The following is a 16,742-nucleotide window of genomic DNA, read 5'->3' on the forward strand; positions in this document are numbered from 1 at the left end:
GAGTAAGAGAAGATGCCTCGCAGTCTTAAGAAGGGCCCCTTCGTCGACGATCACCTGCTTCGCAAGGTGGTCGTGCAGAACGAAGCCGGCACCAAGAACGTCATCAAGACCTGGTCCCGTCGGTCCATGATCATCCCGGCCATGCTGGGTCACACGATCGCGGTCCACGACGGACGCAAGCACATCCCTGTGTTCGTGTCCGAGACCATGGTCGGTCACAAGCTGGGCGAGTTCGCGCCCACCCGCACCTTCCGCGGCCACGAGAAGGACGACAAGAAGGGGCGGCGCCGCTAATGGTCGAATCGATCGCACGCGTGCGACACATCCGCGTGACCCCTCAGAAGGCTCGTCGTGTCGTCGCGCTCATCAAGGGCAAGCAGGCACAGGAAGCTCTCGCGATCCTGAAGTTCGCGCAGCAGAGCGCCAGCGAGCCGATCTACAAGCTTGTCGCGTCGGCCATGGCCAACGCGCAGGTGAAGGCGGATCGCGACGGCGAGTTCCTCGACGAGAAGGACCTGTACGTGGCCAACGCGTACGTCGACGAGGGCACCACGCTCAAGCGTTTCCAGCCCCGTGCACAGGGTCGCGCTTTCCAGATCAAGAAGCGCACGAGCCACATCACGGTCGTGCTCTCGACGCCTGAGGCAGCTCCGGCCGCCGCGGGCGACAGCAACAAGAAGGCGAGCAAGTAATGGGACAGAAGGTAAACCCGTACGGCTTCCGTCTCGGCATCACGACGGACCACGTCTCGCGTTGGTTCTCTGACTCGACGAAGCCGGGTCAGCGCTACGCCGACTACGTCGCCGAAGACATCAAGATCCGTAACCTGCTCAAGACGCAGCTCGACCGCGCCGGTGTCTCGAACATCGAGATCGAGCGCACCCGTGACCGCGTCCGCGTCGACATCCACACCGCCCGTCCGGGCATCGTGATCGGTCGTCGTGGAGCCGAGGCCGAGCGCATTCGCGGCGACCTCGAGAAGCTCTCGGGCAAGCAGATCCAGCTGAACATCCTCGAGGTCAAGAACCCCGAGGCCGACGCTCAGCTGGTCGCACAGGGCATCGCCGAGCAGCTCTCTGCTCGTGTGGCGTTCCGTCGTGCGATGCGCAAGGGGCTGCAGGGCGCTCAGCGCGCCGGCGCCAAGGGCATCCGCATCCAGGTCTCCGGCCGTCTCGGCGGCGCCGAGATGAGCCGTTCGGAGTTCTACCGCGAAGGTCGTGTGCCGCTGCACACGCTTCGTGCGAACATCGACTACGGCTTCTACGAGGCGAAGACCACCTTCGGCCGCATCGGCGTGAAGGTCTGGATCTACAAGGGCGACCTGACCGCGAAGGAGCTCGCTCGCGAGCAGGCCAACGCACCCAAGGCTCGTCGTGACGACCGTGGTGGCGACCGCCGCCGTGCCCCGCGCAACGAGGCACCTGTCGCAGAAGGAGCGTCGGCATAATGCTCATCCCCCGTAAGGTCAAGTTCCGCAAGCAGCACCACCCGGGTCGCTCGGGTCAGGCCACCGGCGGCACGAAGGTCTCCTTCGGCGAGTACGGTATCCAGGCCCTCACGCCCGCTTACGTGACGAACCGTCAGATCGAGTCCGCTCGTATCGCGATGACCCGTCACATCAAGCGTGGTGGAAAGGTGTGGATCAACATCTACCCCGACCGTCCGCTCACGAAGAAGCCTGCCGAAACCCGCATGGGTTCCGGTAAGGGTTCCCCCGAGTGGTGGGTCGCCAACGTCAAGCCGGGCCGTGTCCTCTTCGAGGTCGCGGGTGTCGACGAGGAGCTCGCACGCGAAGCTCTGACCCGTGCAATTCACAAGCTGCCGCTCAAGGCACGCATCATCAAGCGCGAGGAGGGCGACGCGTAATGGCGATCGGCACCAAGGAGCTCGCCCCGGCAGAGCTCGATACATTCGAAGACCAGCGCCTCGTTGAGGAGCTGCGCAAGGCCAAGGAGGAGCTGTTCAACCTCCGTTTCCAGTCGGCCACCGGCCAGCTGGAGAGCCACGGCCGCATCCGCGCCGTCAAGCGCGACATCGCGCGCCTCTACACCGTGATCCGCGAACGCGAGCTGGGCATCCGTGCGACGCCTGCTCCGGTCGAGGCTCCGGCCAAGAAGGCGACCAAGTCGAAGGCGAAGAAGGCGGACTCCGCCGACGACGCCGTGAAGGAAGAGGCTGAGTGATGGCCACCAAGAAGGAAGCGACTGTGGAGACGCAGGCCGCAGGACACGAGTCGTCCGAGCACGACGTCCGCGACGCCGCTGCCCGCGGTTACCGCAAGGCACGTCGCGGCTACGTCGTCAGCGACAAGATGGACAAGACCATCGTGGTCGAGGTCGAGGACCGCGTGAAGCACCCGCTTTACGGCAAGGTCATCCGCCGCACCTCGAAGGTCAAGGCGCACGATGAGGCGAACTCCGCCGGCATCGGCGACCTGGTCCTGATCAACGAGACCCGCCCGCTGAGCGCCACGAAGCGCTGGCGCCTGGTGGAGATTCTGGAGAAGGCCAAGTGATTCAGCAGGAATCCCGACTCAAGGTCGCCGACAACACCGGCGCCAAGGAGCTGCTCACCATCCGCGTTCTCGGTGGCTCGAAGCGTCGTTACGCGGGCCTCGGCGACACCATCGTCGCGACCGTCAAGGACGCGATCCCCGGTGGCAACGTGAAGAAGGGCGACGTCGTCAAGGCGGTCATCGTCCGCACCAAGAAGGAGGTCCGTCGTCCGGACGGCTCCTACATCAAGTTCGACGAGAACGCCGCAGTGATCCTGAAGAACGACGGGGAGCCCCGCGGCACCCGCATCTTCGGGCCGGTCGGTCGTGAGCTTCGCGACAAGAAGTTCATGAAGATCGTCTCGCTGGCGCCGGAGGTCATCTAATCATGGCGAAGATCAAGAAGGGTGACCTGGTTCAGGTCATCACCGGTGCCACGCAGGAGCGTGGCGGCGACCGCGGCAAGCAGGGCAAGGTCCTCGACGTCCTTGCTGAGAAGAACCGCGTCATCGTCGAAGGCGTGAACTACGTCACCAAGCACACCCGCGTCGGACAGACGCAGCGTGGCACCAAGACCGGAGGCATCGAGACCGTCGAAGCCTCCATCCACATCTCGAACGTCGCACTCGTCGACCCCTCGACCAAGAAGCCGACCAAGGTCGGCCACCGGGTCGAGGAGCAGACGAAGGACGGCGTGAAGCGCACCGTCCGCGTGCGCTACGCGAAGAAGAGCGGTAAGGACCTCTGATGGCAAGCACCGACGCCGCGGTGGCTGGCAAGATCCAGCCCCGCCTGAAGGCGAAGTACAACGCCGAGATCAAGAAGGCGATGCAGGAAGAGTTCGGTTACGCGAACGTCATGCAGATCCCCGGACTGGTCAAGGTCGTCGTGAACACCGGTGTCGGCGAGGCAGCTCGCGACAGCAAGGTGATCGATGGCGCGGTCGAGGATCTCACCAAGATCACCGGCCAGAAGCCGATCGTCACGAAGGCTCGCAAGTCCATCGCGCAGTTCAAGCTGCGTGAGGGTCAGGCCATCGGCGCGCACGTCACCCTCCGTGGTGACCGCGCGTGGGAGTTCGTGGATCGCCTCGTCTCGCTCGCACTGCCCCGTATCCGCGACTTCCGCGGTCTCTCGGCCAAGCAGTTCGACGGCAACGGCAACTACACCTTCGGTCTCCAGGAGCAGAGCGTGTTCCACGAGATCGATCAGGACAAGATCGACCGGGTTCGCGGTTTCGACATCACCGTCGTCACGACCGCGAAGACGGATGACGAGGGTCGGGCACTGCTCCGCCACCTCGGCTTCCCGTTCCGCTCGGAAGACGCACAGGCGTAACAACCTTGACGGGCTCAGTGGTCTCGTGTCACTGAGCCCGTCGATGTGCACGTACAATTGAAAATTGCGTGTCATCGCAGGCCGTCTGTCGTGTAACGGCAGCCGGAACCTCATGAACAAAGGAAATCAACAATGACAATGACAGACCCGGTCGCAGATCTGCTGACCCGTCTGCGCAACGCGAACTCGGCGCACCACGATTCTGTGACCCTGCCGTCGAGCAAGCTCAAGACGCACATCGCTCAGATCCTCCAGCAGGAGGGCTACATCGCCGGTTGGGAGACCTCTGACGCTCGCGTCGGGAAGAACCTCACGCTGACGCTGAAGTACGGCCCGAACCGCGAGCGCTCGATCGCTGGTATCAAGCGCGTCTCGAAGCCCGGCCTCCGCGTCTACGCGAAGTCCACCGAGCTTCCCACGGTCCTCGGCGGCCTTGGCGTGGCAATCCTGTCCACTTCCTCCGGTCTTCTCACCGACCGTCAGGCTGAGCAGAAGGGCGTGGGCGGAGAAGTTCTCGCCTACGTGTGGTAATTCGAAATGTCGCGTATCGGACGACTTCCCATCGACGTTCCTGCGGGCGTGACCGTTTCGGTCGACGGCCGTGAGGTCGCGGTGAAGGGCCCCAAGGGTGAACTCACCCTCACGGTGGCCAGCCCCATCGAGGTCGCGGTCGAGGAGAACCAGGTTCTGGTCTCCCGTCCCGACGACGAGCGCGAGTCGCGGTCGCTTCACGGCCTGACCCGCACGCTCATCAACAACAACATCATCGGCGTGACCCAGGGCTACACCAAGGGTCTCGAGGTCGTCGGCACCGGTTACCGCGTGCAGCAGAAGGGCAACTCGGTCGAGTTCGCTCTCGGCTTCTCGCACCCGGTCCTGATCGACCCGCCCGCCGGCATCACGCTCACGGTCGAGGGCACCACCAAGCTCACCGTCAGCGGGATCGACAAGCAGGCTGTCGGTGAGGCAGCTGCGAACATCCGCAAGATCCGCAAGCCCGAGCCGTACAAGGGCAAGGGTGTGCGCTACGCCGGCGAGAACGTGCGTCGCAAGGCCGGAAAGAGTGGTAAGTAACCATGGCTCTCAAGTCAAAGTCTGACGCCCGCGCGCGTCGTCACGCCCGCCTTCGCAAGAAGGTCGTCGGCACCGAGGCGCGTCCGCGTCTCGTCGTCAACCGCTCGGCCCGCCACGTCTTCGTGCAGCTGGTCGACGACAGCAAGGGTCACACCGTGGCGTCGGCATCGACGCTCGAGACCGACCTGCGTTCGCTCGAGGGTGACAAGACCGCCAAGGCCCGCAAGGTCGGCGAGCTCCTCGCCGAGCGTGCGAAGGCTGCCGGCGTTTCCGAGGCAGTGTTCGACCGTGGCGGCAACCGCTACGCCGGTCGTGTCGCCGCCATCGCCGACGGCGCCCGCGAGGGGGGTCTGGCACTGTGAGTGACAACAAGGAGAACGAAGTGACCGAAGCGGCTGCTGCCACTTCCGAGACGGCTGCCGGCACCACGCAGGCTGAGCCGGCTCGCGATTCGCGTGATGGCCGCCGCGGCGGTCGTGACCGCAACCAGGGTGGCGGTCGTGACCGCAACTCGCGTGACCGTGGCGACAACCAGTTCCTGGAGCGCGTCGTCACCATCAACCGCGTCTCGAAGGTCGTGAAGGGTGGTCGTCGCTTCAGCTTCACCGCCCTCGTGGTCGTCGGTGACGGCAACGGTCTGGTCGGTGTCGGCTACGGCAAGGCCCGCGAGGTCCCTCTGGCGATCTCGAAGGGTGTCGAAGAGGCCAAGCGCAACTTCTTCCGCGTGCCGCGCGTCGGCAGCACCATCCCGCACCCCGTGCAGGGTGAGGCCGCCGCTGGTGTGGTCCTGCTCCGTCCGGCCGCTGCCGGTACCGGTGTTATCGCCGGTGGTCCCGTCCGCGCCGTGCTCGAGTGCGCCGGAATCCACGACGTGCTGTCGAAGTCGCTCGGCTCGTCGAACACGATCAACATCGTGCACGCGACGGTCACCGCCCTGAAGCAGCTCGAGGAGCCTCGTGCGGTCGCCGCACGTCGTGGCCTCGAGTTCGACCAGGTCGCCCCTGCGCGTCTCGTGCGCGCCGAGGCCGAGGCCATCGCCGCACAGAAGGTAGGTGCCTGATGGCCGCGCGACTGAAGGTCACGCAGATCAAGTCCAAGGTGAGCGAGAAGCAGAACCAGCGTGACACGCTGCGCAGCCTCGGTCTGAAGCGGATCGGTGACACCACCGTTCGCCCCGACGACGCGCAGACGCGCGGTTACGTCAAGACCGTCGCACACCTCGTCAAGGTTGAGGAGATCGACTAATGGCTGAGAAGAACGAGGCCGTCGAGGCTGAGAAGGCCACGAAGAAGGCTGCAGCTCCCAAGGCTGCCGCGGAGAAGAAGCCGGCTGCGAAGAAGGCTCCGGCCAAGACCGCTGCCGCTGCCGCCAAGGCTGATGGCGCTGCCAAGAAGCCGGCTGCCAAGAAGGCAACGCCTGCGAAGGATGCTCCGGCATCCCGCCCCGGCGTGCTGAAGGTGCACCACCTGCGTCCTGTCCCCGGATCCAACACCGCTAAGACTCGCGTCGGCCGTGGTGAGGGCTCCAAGGGCAAGACCGCTGGTCGTGGAACCAAGGGCACCAAGGCGCGCAACACCGTTCGCGTCGGCTTCGAGGGTGGGCAGATGCCTCTGCACATGCGCACCCCGAAGCTGCGCGGGTTCAAGAACCCGTTCCGCGTGGAGTACCAGGTCGTGAACCTGGAGAAGCTCGCGGAGCTGTACCCGAAGGGTGGCGATGTCACCATCGGCGACCTGGTCGCCAAGGGTGCCGTTCGCAAGAACGAGAAGGTCAAGGTTCTCGGAAACGGCGACATCGCCGTGAAGCTCACCGTTTCGGTCGACAAGGTCTCGGGTTCTGCCGAGCAGAAGATCGTCGCGGCTGGCGGATCCGTCAAGTAACCGCACAGCAAGAGGGGCCGGAGAATCTCCGGCCCCTCTTGTGGTTTCACACTCCGAGACCTCGCTCTGGGGCCGCATCCGGCGGGCCTGGTATCGGTGGCGAATTCCGGGAAGCCCGGTTTGCGTTACCCTGGTCTTTCAGCCGTCCTTCGGGAATCGGCAACCTTTTCAGGAGGAACGTCCTTGTTTAGCGCCATCGCGCGGATCTTCCGCACCCCCGACCTGCGTCGGAAGATCGGTTTCACTCTCGCCATCGTTGCGATCTACCGGCTCGGTTCCAACGTGCCGGCGCCGTTCGTGAACTTCCCGAACGTCGAAGAGTGTCTCGCCGCCAACGCGGGCACAGATGGCCTGCTCGGACTGGTCAACCTCTTCTCCGGCGGCGCGCTGCTGCAGCTGTCGATCTTCGCGCTCGGCGTCATGCCGTACATCACCGCGACGATCATCACGCAGCTCCTGCGCGTGGTCATCCCGCACTTCGAGGCGCTGCACAAGGAAGGACAGGCCGGCCAGGCCCGTCTGACCCAGTACACGCGTTACCTCACCATCGCCCTCGCGCTGCTCCAGTCGACGACTCTCGTGACGGTGGCGCGCAGCGGCCAGCTCTTCGGCACGACCGATCTCGCGGCCTGCCAGCAGCTCCTCACGAACGACGTGTGGTGGGCACAGCTGCTCATCATCATGGCGATGACGGCCGGTACCGGTCTGATCATGTGGTTCGCCGAGCTCGTCACCGAGCGCGGCATCGGCAACGGCATGTCGCTGCTCATCTTCACCTCGATCGCCGCGACGTTCCCCGGCGCGATGTGGACGATCTGGGAGAGCAAGGGCTTCGAGGTCTTCCTGCTCGTTCTGCTGGTCGGAATCATCGTGATGGGGCTCGTCGTGTTCGTCGAGCAGTCCCAGCGACGCATCCCGGTGCAGTACGCCAAGCGCATGGTCGGTCGGCGCACCTACGGGGGCACGAACACCTACATCCCGATCAAGGTGAACATGGCGGGTGTGATCCCCGTGATCTTCGCCTCGTCGTTGCTGTACATCCCGGCACTCATCGCGCAGTTCAACACCCCGCAGGACGGATCGACTCCGGCCGCCTGGGTGACCTGGATCACGACGAACTTCACCACGGGCAACAGCCCGGTCTACATGGCCGCGTACTTCCTGCTGATCATCGGGTTCACGTACTTCTACGTGGCGATCACGTTCAACCCGGTCGAGGTCGCGGACAACATGAAGAAGTACGGCGGGTTCATCCCCGGCATCCGTGCGGGCCGCCCGACGGCCGAGTACCTCGACTACGTGCTCACCCGCATCACGCTTCCGGGCTCGCTGTACCTCGGTCTGATCGCGCTCATCCCGCTCATCGCTCTGGCCACCGTCGGCGCCAACCAGAACTTCCCGTTCGGTGGGGCGTCGATCCTCATCATCGTCGGTGTGGGTCTCGAGACGGTCAAGCAGATCGACGCGCAGCTGCAGCAGCGACACTACGAAGGGCTCCTCCGATGACAGCATCCGCACGTCTTCTCATCGTCGGCCCGCAGGGCTCCGGCAAGGGCACGCAGGGCGTGCGCATCGCCGAGTCCTACGGCATCCCGGTCGTCTCGACCGGCGACATCTTCCGCGCGAACATCAAGGAGGGGACGCCCCTCGGCCAGCAGGTCACGGCGATCCTCGACAAGGGTGACCTCGTCCCGGATGAGCTGACCAGCGAGATCGTGCGCGACCGCCTGTCGCAGGAAGACGCCGCTCACGGGTTCCTCCTCGACGGCTACCCGCGCAACACCGCGCAGGTCGCCCACCTCGAGTCGTTCCTCGCCGAGCGGGGGCAGGCGCTCGACGCCGTCATCCTCCTCGACGTGCCGCGTGAGGAGAGCCTGCAGCGTCTGACGCTCCGTGCGACCGAGCAGGGCCGCTCCGACGACACCCCGGAGGCCATCGGTCACCGTCTCGACATCTACGAGCGCGAGACCGCCCCGATCCTCGAGGTCTACGGCGCCAAGGGCATCGTCGACCGCATCGACGGTGTGGGTTCGCTCGACGAGATCACCGAGCGCATCGGCGAGGCGCTGACGGCGCGCGGCCTGCGTCTCGCGGCCTCCGCCTCCTGAGATGTTCCGCCGGTCGATCTACAAGACCCCGGCTCAGCTGCGAGCCATGGTCGAGCCCGGGCTCATCACGGCCGCGGCACTGGATGCCGTCCGCCCGCTGATCAAGGCCGGCGTCACCACGCTCGAGCTCGACACGGTGGCGAATCGCACGATCCTCGCCCGTGGCGCTGAGTCGAACTTCCAGCTGGTGCGCGGCTACCACCACACCACCTGCATCTCGGTGAACGAGCAGGTCGTCCACGGCATCCCGGGGGAGCGGGTGCTGCAGCCCGGCGACGTCGTGTCGGTCGACTGCGGTGCGCAGTTCCGCGGATGGAACGGCGACAGCGCGATCACCGTGGTCGTGCCGGACCCGGAGCGGCCTGAGCTGGTCGCACGCCGTGAAGAGCTCTCCCGCGTCACCGAAGGCTCTCTGTGGGCGGGAATCGCGGCCATGGCGTCCGTATCGTCGATCGACGAGATCGGAGCGGCCATCCAGGACTACATCGAGGCACAGGGGCCGTCCGCGGTCTCCGGCGAGCCTTACGGGATCCTGCGCGAGTACGTCGGTCACGGCATCGGTCGCAAGATGCATGAGGCCCCCAGCGTCTTCAACTACCGCACCCCCGACCGCGGCGAAGACGTGAAGCCCGGACTCGTGCTCGCCATCGAGCCGATGGTCACCGCCGGCGGGGATGCGACCTTCATCGAAGAGGACGACTGGACCGTCACGACGGTGGACGGCACGGACGGCTCCCATTGGGAACATAGCGTCGCCCTGCATGATGGGGGTATCTGGGTGCTGACTGCGCCCGATGGTGGAAGAGCCGGACTCGCCCCGTTCGGGGTCGAGCCTCGAGAGATCGGAAAGTAATGGCAGCGGCGAAGAGCAACACCAACTGGTTCGCGATCGGCGTCTCGATCGCCGTCGTCGTAGTGCTGGTGGCGATCGGTGGACTCGTGGTGTTCCTCAACAACCAGGCCACGTCGCCTGGCGTGGCGCCCACCGCGAACGACACCTTCGACCCGGAGACCGGCGCGATCTCGTTCGGCGACGGTGAAGACACCATCGCCGTGTTCGTCGACTTCCAGTGCCCCGTGTGCAAGACCTTCGAGGACCAGTTCGGCCCCCAGCTCGAGGCCGCGGCCGCCGATGGCCGCATCACCCTCGAGTACCACCCCATCGCGATCCTCGACCGCTTCTCGCAGGGAACGGAATTCTCCTCGCGCTCGGCCGGTGCCGCGTTCTGCGTCGCCGAGTCGAACCCCGAGCTGTACCTCGACTTCGCCAAGACGCTGTTCGAGAACCAGCCCGCGGAGAACTCCTCCGGTCTGACCAACGACCAGCTCGCCGGCTTCGCGACCCAGGTGGGTGCGGATGACGCGGTCTCCTGCATCACCGACGAGACGTACCGCAAGTTCGGTGCCGCGCAGGCGAAGTCCCACGAGATCGCCGGTACGCCGACGGTGGACATCAACGGCACGCGCCTCAACCTGCAGGACCAGGCCGACCTGAAGAAGTTCACCGACCTGATCAGCTGAGCCGGCGGCTTCCCGCCTCTGGCGGTCAAGTTGCCGGATGGCTCCGGAGCGTCTAACATAGATCTTTGGTGCTTTGTGCCTTGATTCGGCGTGTCCGGCGGTGCAGCACCACAAACCAACCACCCACCGCAGATCGACCGATCTGCAGAAGCGTCAGCGAGGCTATGGCTAAGAAAGACGGTGTCATCGAGATCGAGGGCGTGATCTCCGAGGCTCTGCCCAACGCGATGTTCCGCGTTGAGCTCAGCAACGGGCACAAGGTCCTTGCAACGATCTCCGGCAAGATGCGGCAGAACTACATCCGTATCATCCCCGAGGACCGTGTGGTCGTGGAGCTCAGCCCCTACGACCTGACCCGCGGCCGTATCGTCTACCGCTACCGCTGATCGGTCGAGAAGTAACGGCCTGCCCCTGTCCGGGGCGGTACGAAGACAGCGAACAGGAAACATCATGAAGGTCAACCCCAGCGTCAAGCCCATCTGCGATCACTGCAAGGTGATCCGCCGTCACGGCCGCGTCATGGTGATCTGCAAGAGCAACCCGCGTCACAAGCAGCGCCAGGGCTGAGTCCCCGGCGGGCCCGCCGATCCGTTCGACGGGCCCGAGCTGCGCGGCATCGCTCACGCACATCTCACAACTGAAAACACACAACGGCAGGATCAGAACCCGCGCAAGCGGGGGACACCTCGGGCGGAGGCCCGGGCACCGATCCTGTTCCATACCTCCACAACACCCAGGAGAACCGCATGGCACGTCTTGCCGGCGTTGACATCCCGCGCGACAAGCGCGTGGTGATCGCCCTTACCTACATCTACGGCGTCGGCCGTACCCGCTCGGTCGAGATCCTCAAGGCGACGGAGATTGACGAGAGCATCCGCGTGAAGGACCTCAGCGACGACCAGCTGATCGCCCTCCGCGACCACATCGAAGGCAACTACAAGGTGGAGGGTGACCTGCGCCGCGAGGTTGCAGCAGACATCCGCCGCAAGGTCGAGATCGGCTCCTACGAGGGCATCCGCCACCGTCGTGGTCTCCCGGTCCGTGGTCAGCGCACCAAGACCAACGCCCGTACCCGCAAGGGCCCGAAGCGCACCGTCGCAGGCAAGAAGAAGGCCCGCTAAGCGCGGCCTCAGGGACTAGGAGAACACTTTCATGGCTGCACCCAAGGCCGCCGCGCGCAAGCCGCGCCGCAAGGAAAAGAAGAACATCGCGCTGGGCCAGGCCCACATCAAGTCGACGTTCAACAACACCATCGTCTCGATCACCGACCCGTCCGGCGCCGTCATCGCCTGGGCATCGTCGGGTGGCGTGGGCTTCAAGGGCTCCCGCAAGTCGACCCCGTACGCCGCCGGCATGGCTGCAGAGTCGGCAGCCCGCCAGGCTGCGGAGCACGGCGTCAAGAAGGTCGACGTCCTCGTGAAGGGTCCGGGCTCCGGCCGCGAGACCGCGATCCGCTCGCTGCAGGCCGCCGGCCTCGAGGTGGGTTCGATCCAGGACGTCACCCCGCAGGCGCACAACGGCTGCCGTCCGCCGAAGCGTCGCCGCGTCTGATTCGCGTGTCGAGCCGCTCGGTCCCTCTGTGGTCCGAGCGGCTCGACGCCCGCGTGCGGGCATCGACTTCCACAACTCAAGACCTCACCCCACCACATGTCATATAGCGGGCATGTGATCGAAAGGAACACAGAGTGCTTATTGCACAGCGTCCCACACTGACCGAGGAAAAGATCGTCGAGAACCGTAGCCGGTTCATCATCGAGCCTCTGGAGCCTGGCTTCGGTTACACGATCGGCAACGCGCTGCGCCGCAGCCTGCTGTCGTCGATCCCCGGTGCTGCTGTCACCAGCGTTCGCATCGACGGCGTGCTGCACGAGTTCAGCACCATCCCCGGCGTGAAGGAGGATGTCACCGAGATCATCCTCAACATCAAGCAGCTCGTCGTCTCGTCGGAGCGCGATGAGCCCATCACCGCGTACCTGCGCAAGACCGGTTCGGGCGAAGTCACCGCCGCTGACATCTCGGCTCCGGCCGGTGTCGAGATCCAGAACCCCGAGCTCGTCATCGCGACCCTCAACGAGACCGCGAAGTTCGAGCTCGAGCTCACGATCGAGCGTGGCCGTGGCTACGTCTCGGCGACGCAGAACCGCAACGAGTACGCCGAGGCCGGTCAGATTCCGATCGACTCGATCTACTCGCCGGTCCTCAAGGTCAGCTACCGCGTCGACGCGACCCGTGCCGGGGAGCGCACCGACTTCGACAAGCTCGTCCTCGACGTCGAGACCAAGTCGGCGATCAGCCCCCGCGACGCCGTCGCTTCGGCTGCCAAGACGCTCACCGAGCTGTTCGGTCTCGCCCGCGAGCTGAACGTCGAGGCCGAGGGCATCGAGATCGGCCCGGCGCCGGTGGAGGCAGTGAACTCCAGCGAGCTGTCGATGCCGATCGAGGACCTCGACCTGTCGGTCCGCTCGTACAACTGCCTGAAGCGTGAGGGCATCAACACCGTTTCTGAGCTCGTCGCCCTGTCGGAGACGCAGCTCATGAACATCCGCAATTTCGGCCAGAAGTCGGTCGACGAGGTGCGCGACAAGCTCATCTCGCTCGGTCTGTCGCTCAAGGATTCGGTGCCCGGTTTCGACGGCGCCCACTTCTACGGCGGCAGCGAAGACGAGTCCTTCTGATACCCGACCTTTCTGACCAGGAGCTAGACGATTATGCCCAAGCCCACTAAGGGTCCCCGCCTCGGAGGCGGCCCCGCACACGAGCGCCTGATGCTTGCCAACCTCGCGGCGGCGCTCTACACCCACAAGTCGATCAAGACGACCGAGACCAAGGCCAAGCGCCTTCGCCCGCTCGCCGAGCGTCTGATCACCTTCGCCAAGCGTGGCGACCTGCACGCGCGTCGTCGCGTGCTGTCGGTCATCGGTGACAAGGAAGTCGTGCACGTCCTGTTCTCCGAGATCGCGCCGCTCGTCGCTGACCGTGAGGGTGGCTACACCCGCATCACGAAGGTCGGCAACCGCAAGGGCGACAACGCTCCGATGGCCGTGATCGAGCTCGTTCTCGAGCCCGTCACCCCGAAGGCGAAGTCGGCCAAGAAGGCTGCTGCCGCTCCCAAGGCCGAGAAGGCTGAGAAGCCGGCCGAGGTCGTCGAGGAGGCTCCCGCCGAGGAGACCGTCGACGCCGGCGCCGAGTCGCAGGCCGAGGGCGAAGCAGCCGAGGCTGCCGCCGAGGACGCTGTCGAGAAGAAGTCCGAGTAAGCACTTCACTCACGAAGAAGCCCGCCACCCCGTAAGGGATGGCGGGCTCCTTCGTGTATCCGGCGGTGTTCTCAGCGGGCGCGAAGGTCTTTGCGCAGGATCTTCCCCGAGCTCGACTTCGGGATCACGTCGATGAACTCCACCTGCCGCACCTTCTCGTGCGGCGCGACGTGCGAGGTGACGTGCGCCATGACCGCGTCGGCGTCGAGATCGGCATCCGGCTGTCGCACGACGAAGGCCTTGGGTACCTCCTGCCCGTCTTCATCGAACGCGCCGATCACCGCGGCGTCCGCGATGGCGGGGTGCTCGAGCAGCACCGCCTCGAGCACGGCCGGCGCGACCTGATAGCCCTTGTACTTGATGAGTTCCTTGAGCCGGTCGACGATCCGGTAGATGCCGTCGTGGGTGACGGTGGCGACATCGCCGGTGTGCAGCCAGCCGTCGGCGTCGAGCATCTCGGCCGTGGCGTCCGGGCGGTTGAGGTAGCCGACCATCACCTGCGGTCCGCGCACCCACAGCTCGCCGGGCTCACTCGCACCCTCTGCGGGCACCGCTACGTCTTCACCCGAGTCGGGGTCGACGAGTCGCGCCTCGGTGTTCGGTACGAGCGGGCCGATGGTCGAGCGGTCGATCTCGGTGCGCGCCTCGGAGATGAGGTTCACGGCGGGGCTGGTCTCGGTCATGCCGTAGCCCTGGGTGACGATGCAGCCCAGGCGGTTCGCGACGGCGGATGCCAGCGTGCCGTCGAGAGGGGCGGCGCCGGAGAAGATGACCTTCACCGCCGAGAGGTCGTACTGGTCGACGATGGGGTGCTTCGCGAGGGCGACGGCGATGGGAGGAGCGACGAAGACCCAGCTCGTGCGGTGCTCGGCGATGATGCGCAGGAACTCGGGGAGGTCGAACCTCGGCATCGTCACGAGCCCGGCCCGCTGGCGCAGCGCGAAGTTCAGCAGCACCGTCATGCCGTAGATGTGGAAGAAGGGCAGCACGGCCAGCACGCGATCGCTCGCATCGACGCCGAGCACCGGCTGGCACTGGGACACGTTGGCGACCAGGTTCCGGTGGGTGAGCATCACGCCCTTGGGGCGTCCTGTCGTTCCCGAGGAATAGGGGAGGACGGCCAGATGCGTCGACGGGTCGAACGACACGTCCGGTGCCTGGCGCCCCTCACCGAGAAGCGCCGGGAGGGAGGGGTGGCCTTCGGCACCGTCAAGCACGATGACGTGGTCGGCATCGAATCCGAGCTTCTCGGCGGCGGCCTGCGCACCGGGAAGCAAGGGCGACACGGTCACGAGCCAGGTCGCGCCCGCATCGGTGAGCTGGTTCGCGATCTCGTCTGCCGTGTAGAGCGAGTTGATGGTGGTGGCCGTGGCGCCCGCGCGAAGGATGCCGTGGAACACGGTGGCGAACGCGGGGACGTTCGGGCAGAGCACACCGACCGTGGTGCCCACTCCGACACCGCGCGCCGCGAGGGCACCGGCGAACAGATCGATCTGCCCGACGAGCTGCCGGTAGGTGGTTGTCGCCCCGCTCATCCCGTCGACGAGTGCTACGGTGTCGAGCTCGGCGTCGGAGAGGTCGCCGAACAGGAAGTCGTGGATGGAGACCTCGGGGATCTCCACATCGGGATAGGTACTGCGAACCATGCGATCTCCTTCGATCCGGGCAGGCTGACGTCGATGTCGAATGCGATCCAGTGTCGCACAGAATGGCACTGCGTCCCAGGGCTGTGTGCAGGTCAGACGGCGTCGCTGGCGCGGTATCGGGTGCTCGGGCGACCCTTGGTCGCGTAGTCGAGCGCGCGCGTCGCCCTTCCCGATGCGGCGAGGTGCTCGAGGTAGCGCCTGGCACTGACCCGGGAGATGTCCAGGTCCACACCGATCTCGGTGGCCGAGGCGTCGGGGCGTGCGACGAGCGCCGCAGAGACACGGTCGAGTGTCTCGGCGCTGAGCCCCTTGGGGAGTCCGAGGCGTTGCCGGAAGGCGATGATCGCGTCAGCCGCCTCGACTCGTCGCACCACATCATGCAGCTCGGTGTGATCGCGTAGCAGGAGCGTGGCCCCGATTCCTCCACGGTCGGCCTCGCTCCCGGTGCTGCGAGCCACGAGTACGTGCGATCCCACGATCACCGGCCGACCGGCGGACTCGCCCTCCCGCAGCACGGTCGAAAGCTCCGTGCCCAGCACTTCGGCGGCGAGCTCGCCGTCGAGGTCGGCGGCGTCCCTGTCCAGGAAACGGGCGGCGGCATCGTTCACGAGCGTGATCCGTCCGGCGTCGTCCACCGTGATCACACCTTCGCTGAGGCCGTGCAGCGTGGTCTCCTGGTTCTTCACCAGGGCGGCGATCTGATGCGGCTCGAGTCGGTAGATGCGCCGCCGGATGATCGAGGTCACCCATGCGGATCCGAACACCCCGAGCACGGCCGCGGCCAGCATCGCCGAGATCAGCCACACCAGGTTCGCCGAGAACTCCTCGTTGAGCTCTGACTCCAGGATGCCGACGGATGCGGTGCCGATCACGGCGCCCTCGTCGTCGCGGATGGGCACCTTGACCCGCCAGGAGGTGCCGAGCGTGCCGGTCTGCGTGCCGACGTAGACCTCGCCCGAGAGCGGGATCGACGGGTCGGTGGAGACCTTCTCGCCGATGCGCGCCGGATTCGGGTGCGAGTAGCGGATGCCGTCGTCGTTGGCCACGACCACATAGGCGAGGTCGGACGCCTCGCGGATGACCTCGGCGATGGGCTGGATCGCGACGGAAGGCTCGGCGTCGTCGAAGGCCGCATGCACGGTGGGAAGCGCTGCGATCGACTGGGCCACGGCCTGCATCCGGTCCTTGTAGGCGTCACGGAGGGCGTGCTCCTGGAACGCGCCGGCCACGATGCCGGTCGCAAGGGTCACCAGGAACACGATCAGCGCCTGCAGCACGAGCAGCTGCACGCGGAGCGTCATCTTCGAGGCCACCTGCTCATTGTCGCCCCTCGCCGCGTGCGGTGCGAGCGCGGGAGAGCGCTGCTCGCGACCAATAGTTCCGAAACTCCGACCAATGGTTTCCGAAGCCGCACCGCGGGTGTCCCA

General features: G+C 65.8%; 27 protein-coding genes. 25 read left to right on the plus strand and 2 right to left on the minus strand.

Going from position 1 to position 16,742, the window contains the following annotated elements:
* Positions 1 to 12 precede the first annotated feature (12 nt).
* The 25 genes from rpsS to rplQ all read left to right on the plus strand — a co-directional run bounded on the left by rpsS (position 13) and on the right by rplQ (position 13,669).
* The gene (gene rpsS / locus F6W70_RS02945) at positions 13 to 294 is read left to right on the plus strand and encodes a 30S ribosomal protein S19 (protein ID WP_017829205.1); all 282 of its coding nucleotides are present in this window, start codon (positions 13 to 15) and stop codon (positions 292 to 294) included.
* Positions 294 to 692, plus strand: a complete 399-nt coding sequence (rplV, locus tag F6W70_RS02950; protein WP_017829204.1) for a 50S ribosomal protein L22 — start codon at positions 294 to 296, stop codon at positions 690 to 692. Before rpsS ends, rplV begins: the two co-directional genes overlap by 1 nt.
* Positions 692 to 1,447: a 30S ribosomal protein S3 gene (rpsC, locus tag F6W70_RS02955; RefSeq protein WP_017201587.1), complete on the plus strand. Its 756-nt coding sequence runs from the start codon at positions 692 to 694 to the stop codon at positions 1,445 to 1,447. The genes rplV and rpsC overlap by 1 nt, the downstream gene beginning before the upstream one ends.
* Entirely contained in the window at positions 1,447 to 1,866 is a 420-nt protein-coding gene (gene rplP, locus F6W70_RS02960; protein WP_017829203.1) for a 50S ribosomal protein L16, read from the plus strand. The genes rpsC and rplP overlap by 1 nt, the downstream gene beginning before the upstream one ends.
* Positions 1,866 to 2,183: a 50S ribosomal protein L29 gene (gene rpmC, locus F6W70_RS02965; protein ID WP_017829202.1), complete on the plus strand. Its 318-nt coding sequence runs from the start codon at positions 1,866 to 1,868 to the stop codon at positions 2,181 to 2,183. Before rplP ends, rpmC begins: the two co-directional genes overlap by 1 nt.
* Entirely contained in the window at positions 2,183 to 2,515 is a 333-nt protein-coding gene (gene rpsQ / locus F6W70_RS02970; RefSeq protein WP_017829201.1) for a 30S ribosomal protein S17, read from the plus strand. The genes rpmC and rpsQ overlap by 1 nt, the downstream gene beginning before the upstream one ends.
* Positions 2,512 to 2,880, plus strand: coding sequence for a 50S ribosomal protein L14 (gene rplN / locus F6W70_RS02975; RefSeq protein WP_017201583.1), 369 nt, complete (start codon positions 2,512 to 2,514; stop codon positions 2,878 to 2,880). The genes rpsQ and rplN overlap by 4 nt, the downstream gene beginning before the upstream one ends.
* 2 nt (positions 2,881 to 2,882) lie before the next feature.
* Positions 2,883 to 3,242 carry a 50S ribosomal protein L24 gene (gene rplX / locus F6W70_RS02980; RefSeq protein WP_017829200.1) on the plus strand — a complete coding sequence of 120 codons (360 nt, stop codon included), beginning with the start codon at positions 2,883 to 2,885 and terminating at the stop codon, positions 3,240 to 3,242.
* Positions 3,242 to 3,832, plus strand: a complete 591-nt coding sequence (gene rplE / locus F6W70_RS02985; RefSeq protein ID WP_017829199.1) for a 50S ribosomal protein L5 — start codon at positions 3,242 to 3,244, stop codon at positions 3,830 to 3,832. The genes rplX and rplE overlap by 1 nt, the downstream gene beginning before the upstream one ends.
* 132 nt (positions 3,833 to 3,964) lie before the next feature.
* Positions 3,965 to 4,363 carry a 30S ribosomal protein S8 gene (rpsH, locus tag F6W70_RS02990; protein ID WP_017829198.1) on the plus strand — a complete coding sequence of 133 codons (399 nt, stop codon included), beginning with the start codon at positions 3,965 to 3,967 and terminating at the stop codon, positions 4,361 to 4,363.
* Between the two features lie 6 nt (positions 4,364 to 4,369).
* Positions 4,370 to 4,906, plus strand: a complete 537-nt coding sequence (rplF, locus tag F6W70_RS02995) for a 50S ribosomal protein L6 (protein WP_055865585.1) — start codon at positions 4,370 to 4,372, stop codon at positions 4,904 to 4,906.
* A 2-nt stretch (positions 4,907 to 4,908) separates the two neighbouring features.
* Positions 4,909 to 5,268, plus strand: a complete 360-nt coding sequence (gene rplR / locus F6W70_RS03000; protein WP_017201578.1) for a 50S ribosomal protein L18 — start codon at positions 4,909 to 4,911, stop codon at positions 5,266 to 5,268.
* Positions 5,269 to 5,288: 20 nt separating this feature from the next.
* The gene (gene rpsE / locus F6W70_RS03005) at positions 5,289 to 5,966 is read left to right on the plus strand and encodes a 30S ribosomal protein S5 (protein WP_017829196.1); all 678 of its coding nucleotides are present in this window, start codon (positions 5,289 to 5,291) and stop codon (positions 5,964 to 5,966) included.
* Positions 5,966 to 6,151, plus strand: a complete 186-nt coding sequence (rpmD, locus tag F6W70_RS03010) for a 50S ribosomal protein L30 (RefSeq protein WP_017201575.1) — start codon at positions 5,966 to 5,968, stop codon at positions 6,149 to 6,151. The genes rpsE and rpmD overlap by 1 nt, the downstream gene beginning before the upstream one ends.
* Positions 6,151 to 6,786, plus strand: coding sequence for a 50S ribosomal protein L15 (gene rplO / locus F6W70_RS03015; RefSeq protein WP_017829195.1), 636 nt, complete (start codon positions 6,151 to 6,153; stop codon positions 6,784 to 6,786). Before rpmD ends, rplO begins: the two co-directional genes overlap by 1 nt.
* Positions 6,787 to 6,969: 183 nt before the next feature.
* On the plus strand, positions 6,970 to 8,292 hold the full coding sequence (secY, locus tag F6W70_RS03020; RefSeq protein WP_017829194.1) for a preprotein translocase subunit SecY: 1,323 nt from the start codon (positions 6,970 to 6,972) through the stop codon (positions 8,290 to 8,292).
* Positions 8,289 to 8,894, plus strand: coding sequence for an adenylate kinase (locus F6W70_RS03025; RefSeq protein ID WP_055865582.1), 606 nt, complete (start codon positions 8,289 to 8,291; stop codon positions 8,892 to 8,894). The genes secY and F6W70_RS03025 overlap by 4 nt, the downstream gene beginning before the upstream one ends.
* Position 8,895: 1 nt before the next feature.
* A complete protein-coding gene (map, locus tag F6W70_RS03030) occupies positions 8,896 to 9,747 on the plus strand; it encodes a type I methionyl aminopeptidase (RefSeq protein WP_151485878.1) in 852 nt (283 codons plus the stop codon).
* Complete coding sequence (locus F6W70_RS03035; RefSeq protein ID WP_017829191.1) at positions 9,747 to 10,415, plus strand: DsbA family protein; 669 nt, start codon at positions 9,747 to 9,749, stop codon at positions 10,413 to 10,415. The genes map and F6W70_RS03035 overlap by 1 nt, the downstream gene beginning before the upstream one ends.
* A 164-nt stretch (positions 10,416 to 10,579) precedes the next feature.
* The gene (gene infA / locus F6W70_RS03040) at positions 10,580 to 10,801 is read left to right on the plus strand and encodes a translation initiation factor IF-1 (protein WP_017201569.1); all 222 of its coding nucleotides are present in this window, start codon (positions 10,580 to 10,582) and stop codon (positions 10,799 to 10,801) included.
* A 64-nt stretch (positions 10,802 to 10,865) separates the two neighbouring features.
* Entirely contained in the window at positions 10,866 to 10,982 is a 117-nt protein-coding gene (gene rpmJ, locus F6W70_RS03045) for a 50S ribosomal protein L36 (RefSeq protein ID WP_005050492.1), read from the plus strand.
* Positions 10,983 to 11,161: 179 nt separating this feature from the next.
* A complete protein-coding gene (rpsM, locus tag F6W70_RS03050) occupies positions 11,162 to 11,536 on the plus strand; it encodes a 30S ribosomal protein S13 (protein ID WP_017829190.1) in 375 nt (124 codons plus the stop codon).
* A gap of 31 nt (positions 11,537 to 11,567) precedes the next feature.
* Positions 11,568 to 11,966: a 30S ribosomal protein S11 gene (gene rpsK / locus F6W70_RS03055; RefSeq protein WP_017829189.1), complete on the plus strand. Its 399-nt coding sequence runs from the start codon at positions 11,568 to 11,570 to the stop codon at positions 11,964 to 11,966.
* Between the two features lie 134 nt (positions 11,967 to 12,100).
* Positions 12,101 to 13,090: a DNA-directed RNA polymerase subunit alpha gene (locus F6W70_RS03060; protein WP_017829188.1), complete on the plus strand. Its 990-nt coding sequence runs from the start codon at positions 12,101 to 12,103 to the stop codon at positions 13,088 to 13,090.
* Between the two features lie 33 nt (positions 13,091 to 13,123).
* Complete coding sequence (gene rplQ / locus F6W70_RS03065) at positions 13,124 to 13,669, plus strand: 50S ribosomal protein L17 (RefSeq protein WP_151485879.1); 546 nt, start codon at positions 13,124 to 13,126, stop codon at positions 13,667 to 13,669.
* 71 nt (positions 13,670 to 13,740) lie between these two features.
* Here the strand turns inward: rplQ and F6W70_RS03070 are convergent, their stop codons facing one another.
* Entirely contained in the window at positions 13,741 to 15,315 is a 1,575-nt protein-coding gene (locus tag F6W70_RS03070; protein ID WP_151485880.1) for an AMP-binding protein, read from the minus strand.
* A 92-nt stretch (positions 15,316 to 15,407) separates the two neighbouring features.
* A complete protein-coding gene (locus tag F6W70_RS03075) occupies positions 15,408 to 16,628 on the minus strand; it encodes a PAS domain-containing protein (protein ID WP_151485881.1) in 1,221 nt (406 codons plus the stop codon).
* Between the last annotated feature and the right edge of the window lie 114 nt (positions 16,629 to 16,742).

Origin of the sequence: Microbacterium maritypicum (genome assembly GCF_008868125.1) — a bacterium.
Classification (GTDB): domain Bacteria; phylum Actinomycetota; class Actinomycetes; order Actinomycetales; family Microbacteriaceae; genus Microbacterium; species Microbacterium maritypicum.

Bases quoted from the DNA above. Each gene is read 5' to 3' on its own strand.
- rpsS (WP_017829205.1), top strand. From the start codon at position 13: ATGCCTCGCAGTCTTAAGAAGGGCCCCTTCGTCGACGATCACCTGCTT.
- rplV (WP_017829204.1), top strand. From the start codon at position 294: ATGGTCGAATCGATCGCACGCGTGCGACACATCCGCGTGACCCCTCAG.
- rpsC (WP_017201587.1), top strand. From the start codon at position 692: ATGGGACAGAAGGTAAACCCGTACGGCTTCCGTCTCGGCATCACGACG.
- rplP (WP_017829203.1), top strand. From the start codon at position 1,447: ATGCTCATCCCCCGTAAGGTCAAGTTCCGCAAGCAGCACCACCCGGGT.
- rpmC (WP_017829202.1), top strand. From the start codon at position 1,866: ATGGCGATCGGCACCAAGGAGCTCGCCCCGGCAGAGCTCGATACATTC.
- rpsQ (WP_017829201.1), top strand. From the start codon at position 2,183: ATGGCCACCAAGAAGGAAGCGACTGTGGAGACGCAGGCCGCAGGACAC.
- rplX (WP_017829200.1), top strand. From the start codon at position 2,883: ATGGCGAAGATCAAGAAGGGTGACCTGGTTCAGGTCATCACCGGTGCC.
- rplE (WP_017829199.1), top strand. From the start codon at position 3,242: ATGGCAAGCACCGACGCCGCGGTGGCTGGCAAGATCCAGCCCCGCCTG.
- rpsH (WP_017829198.1), top strand. From the start codon at position 3,965: ATGACAATGACAGACCCGGTCGCAGATCTGCTGACCCGTCTGCGCAAC.
- rplF (WP_055865585.1), top strand. From the start codon at position 4,370: ATGTCGCGTATCGGACGACTTCCCATCGACGTTCCTGCGGGCGTGACC.
- rplR (WP_017201578.1), top strand. From the start codon at position 4,909: ATGGCTCTCAAGTCAAAGTCTGACGCCCGCGCGCGTCGTCACGCCCGC.
- rpmD (WP_017201575.1), top strand. From the start codon at position 5,966: ATGGCCGCGCGACTGAAGGTCACGCAGATCAAGTCCAAGGTGAGCGAG.
- rplO (WP_017829195.1), top strand. From the start codon at position 6,151: ATGGCTGAGAAGAACGAGGCCGTCGAGGCTGAGAAGGCCACGAAGAAG.
- F6W70_RS03025 (WP_055865582.1), top strand. From the start codon at position 8,289: ATGACAGCATCCGCACGTCTTCTCATCGTCGGCCCGCAGGGCTCCGGC.
- map (WP_151485878.1), top strand. From the start codon at position 8,896: ATGTTCCGCCGGTCGATCTACAAGACCCCGGCTCAGCTGCGAGCCATG.
- F6W70_RS03035 (WP_017829191.1), top strand. From the start codon at position 9,747: ATGGCAGCGGCGAAGAGCAACACCAACTGGTTCGCGATCGGCGTCTCG.
- infA (WP_017201569.1), top strand. From the start codon at position 10,580: ATGGCTAAGAAAGACGGTGTCATCGAGATCGAGGGCGTGATCTCCGAG.
- rpmJ (WP_005050492.1), top strand. From the start codon at position 10,866: ATGAAGGTCAACCCCAGCGTCAAGCCCATCTGCGATCACTGCAAGGTG.
- rpsM (WP_017829190.1), top strand. From the start codon at position 11,162: ATGGCACGTCTTGCCGGCGTTGACATCCCGCGCGACAAGCGCGTGGTG.
- rpsK (WP_017829189.1), top strand. From the start codon at position 11,568: ATGGCTGCACCCAAGGCCGCCGCGCGCAAGCCGCGCCGCAAGGAAAAG.
- rplQ (WP_151485879.1), top strand. From the start codon at position 13,124: ATGCCCAAGCCCACTAAGGGTCCCCGCCTCGGAGGCGGCCCCGCACAC.
- F6W70_RS03070 (WP_151485880.1), bottom strand. From the start codon at position 15,315: ATGGTTCGCAGTACCTATCCCGATGTGGAGATCCCCGAGGTCTCCATC.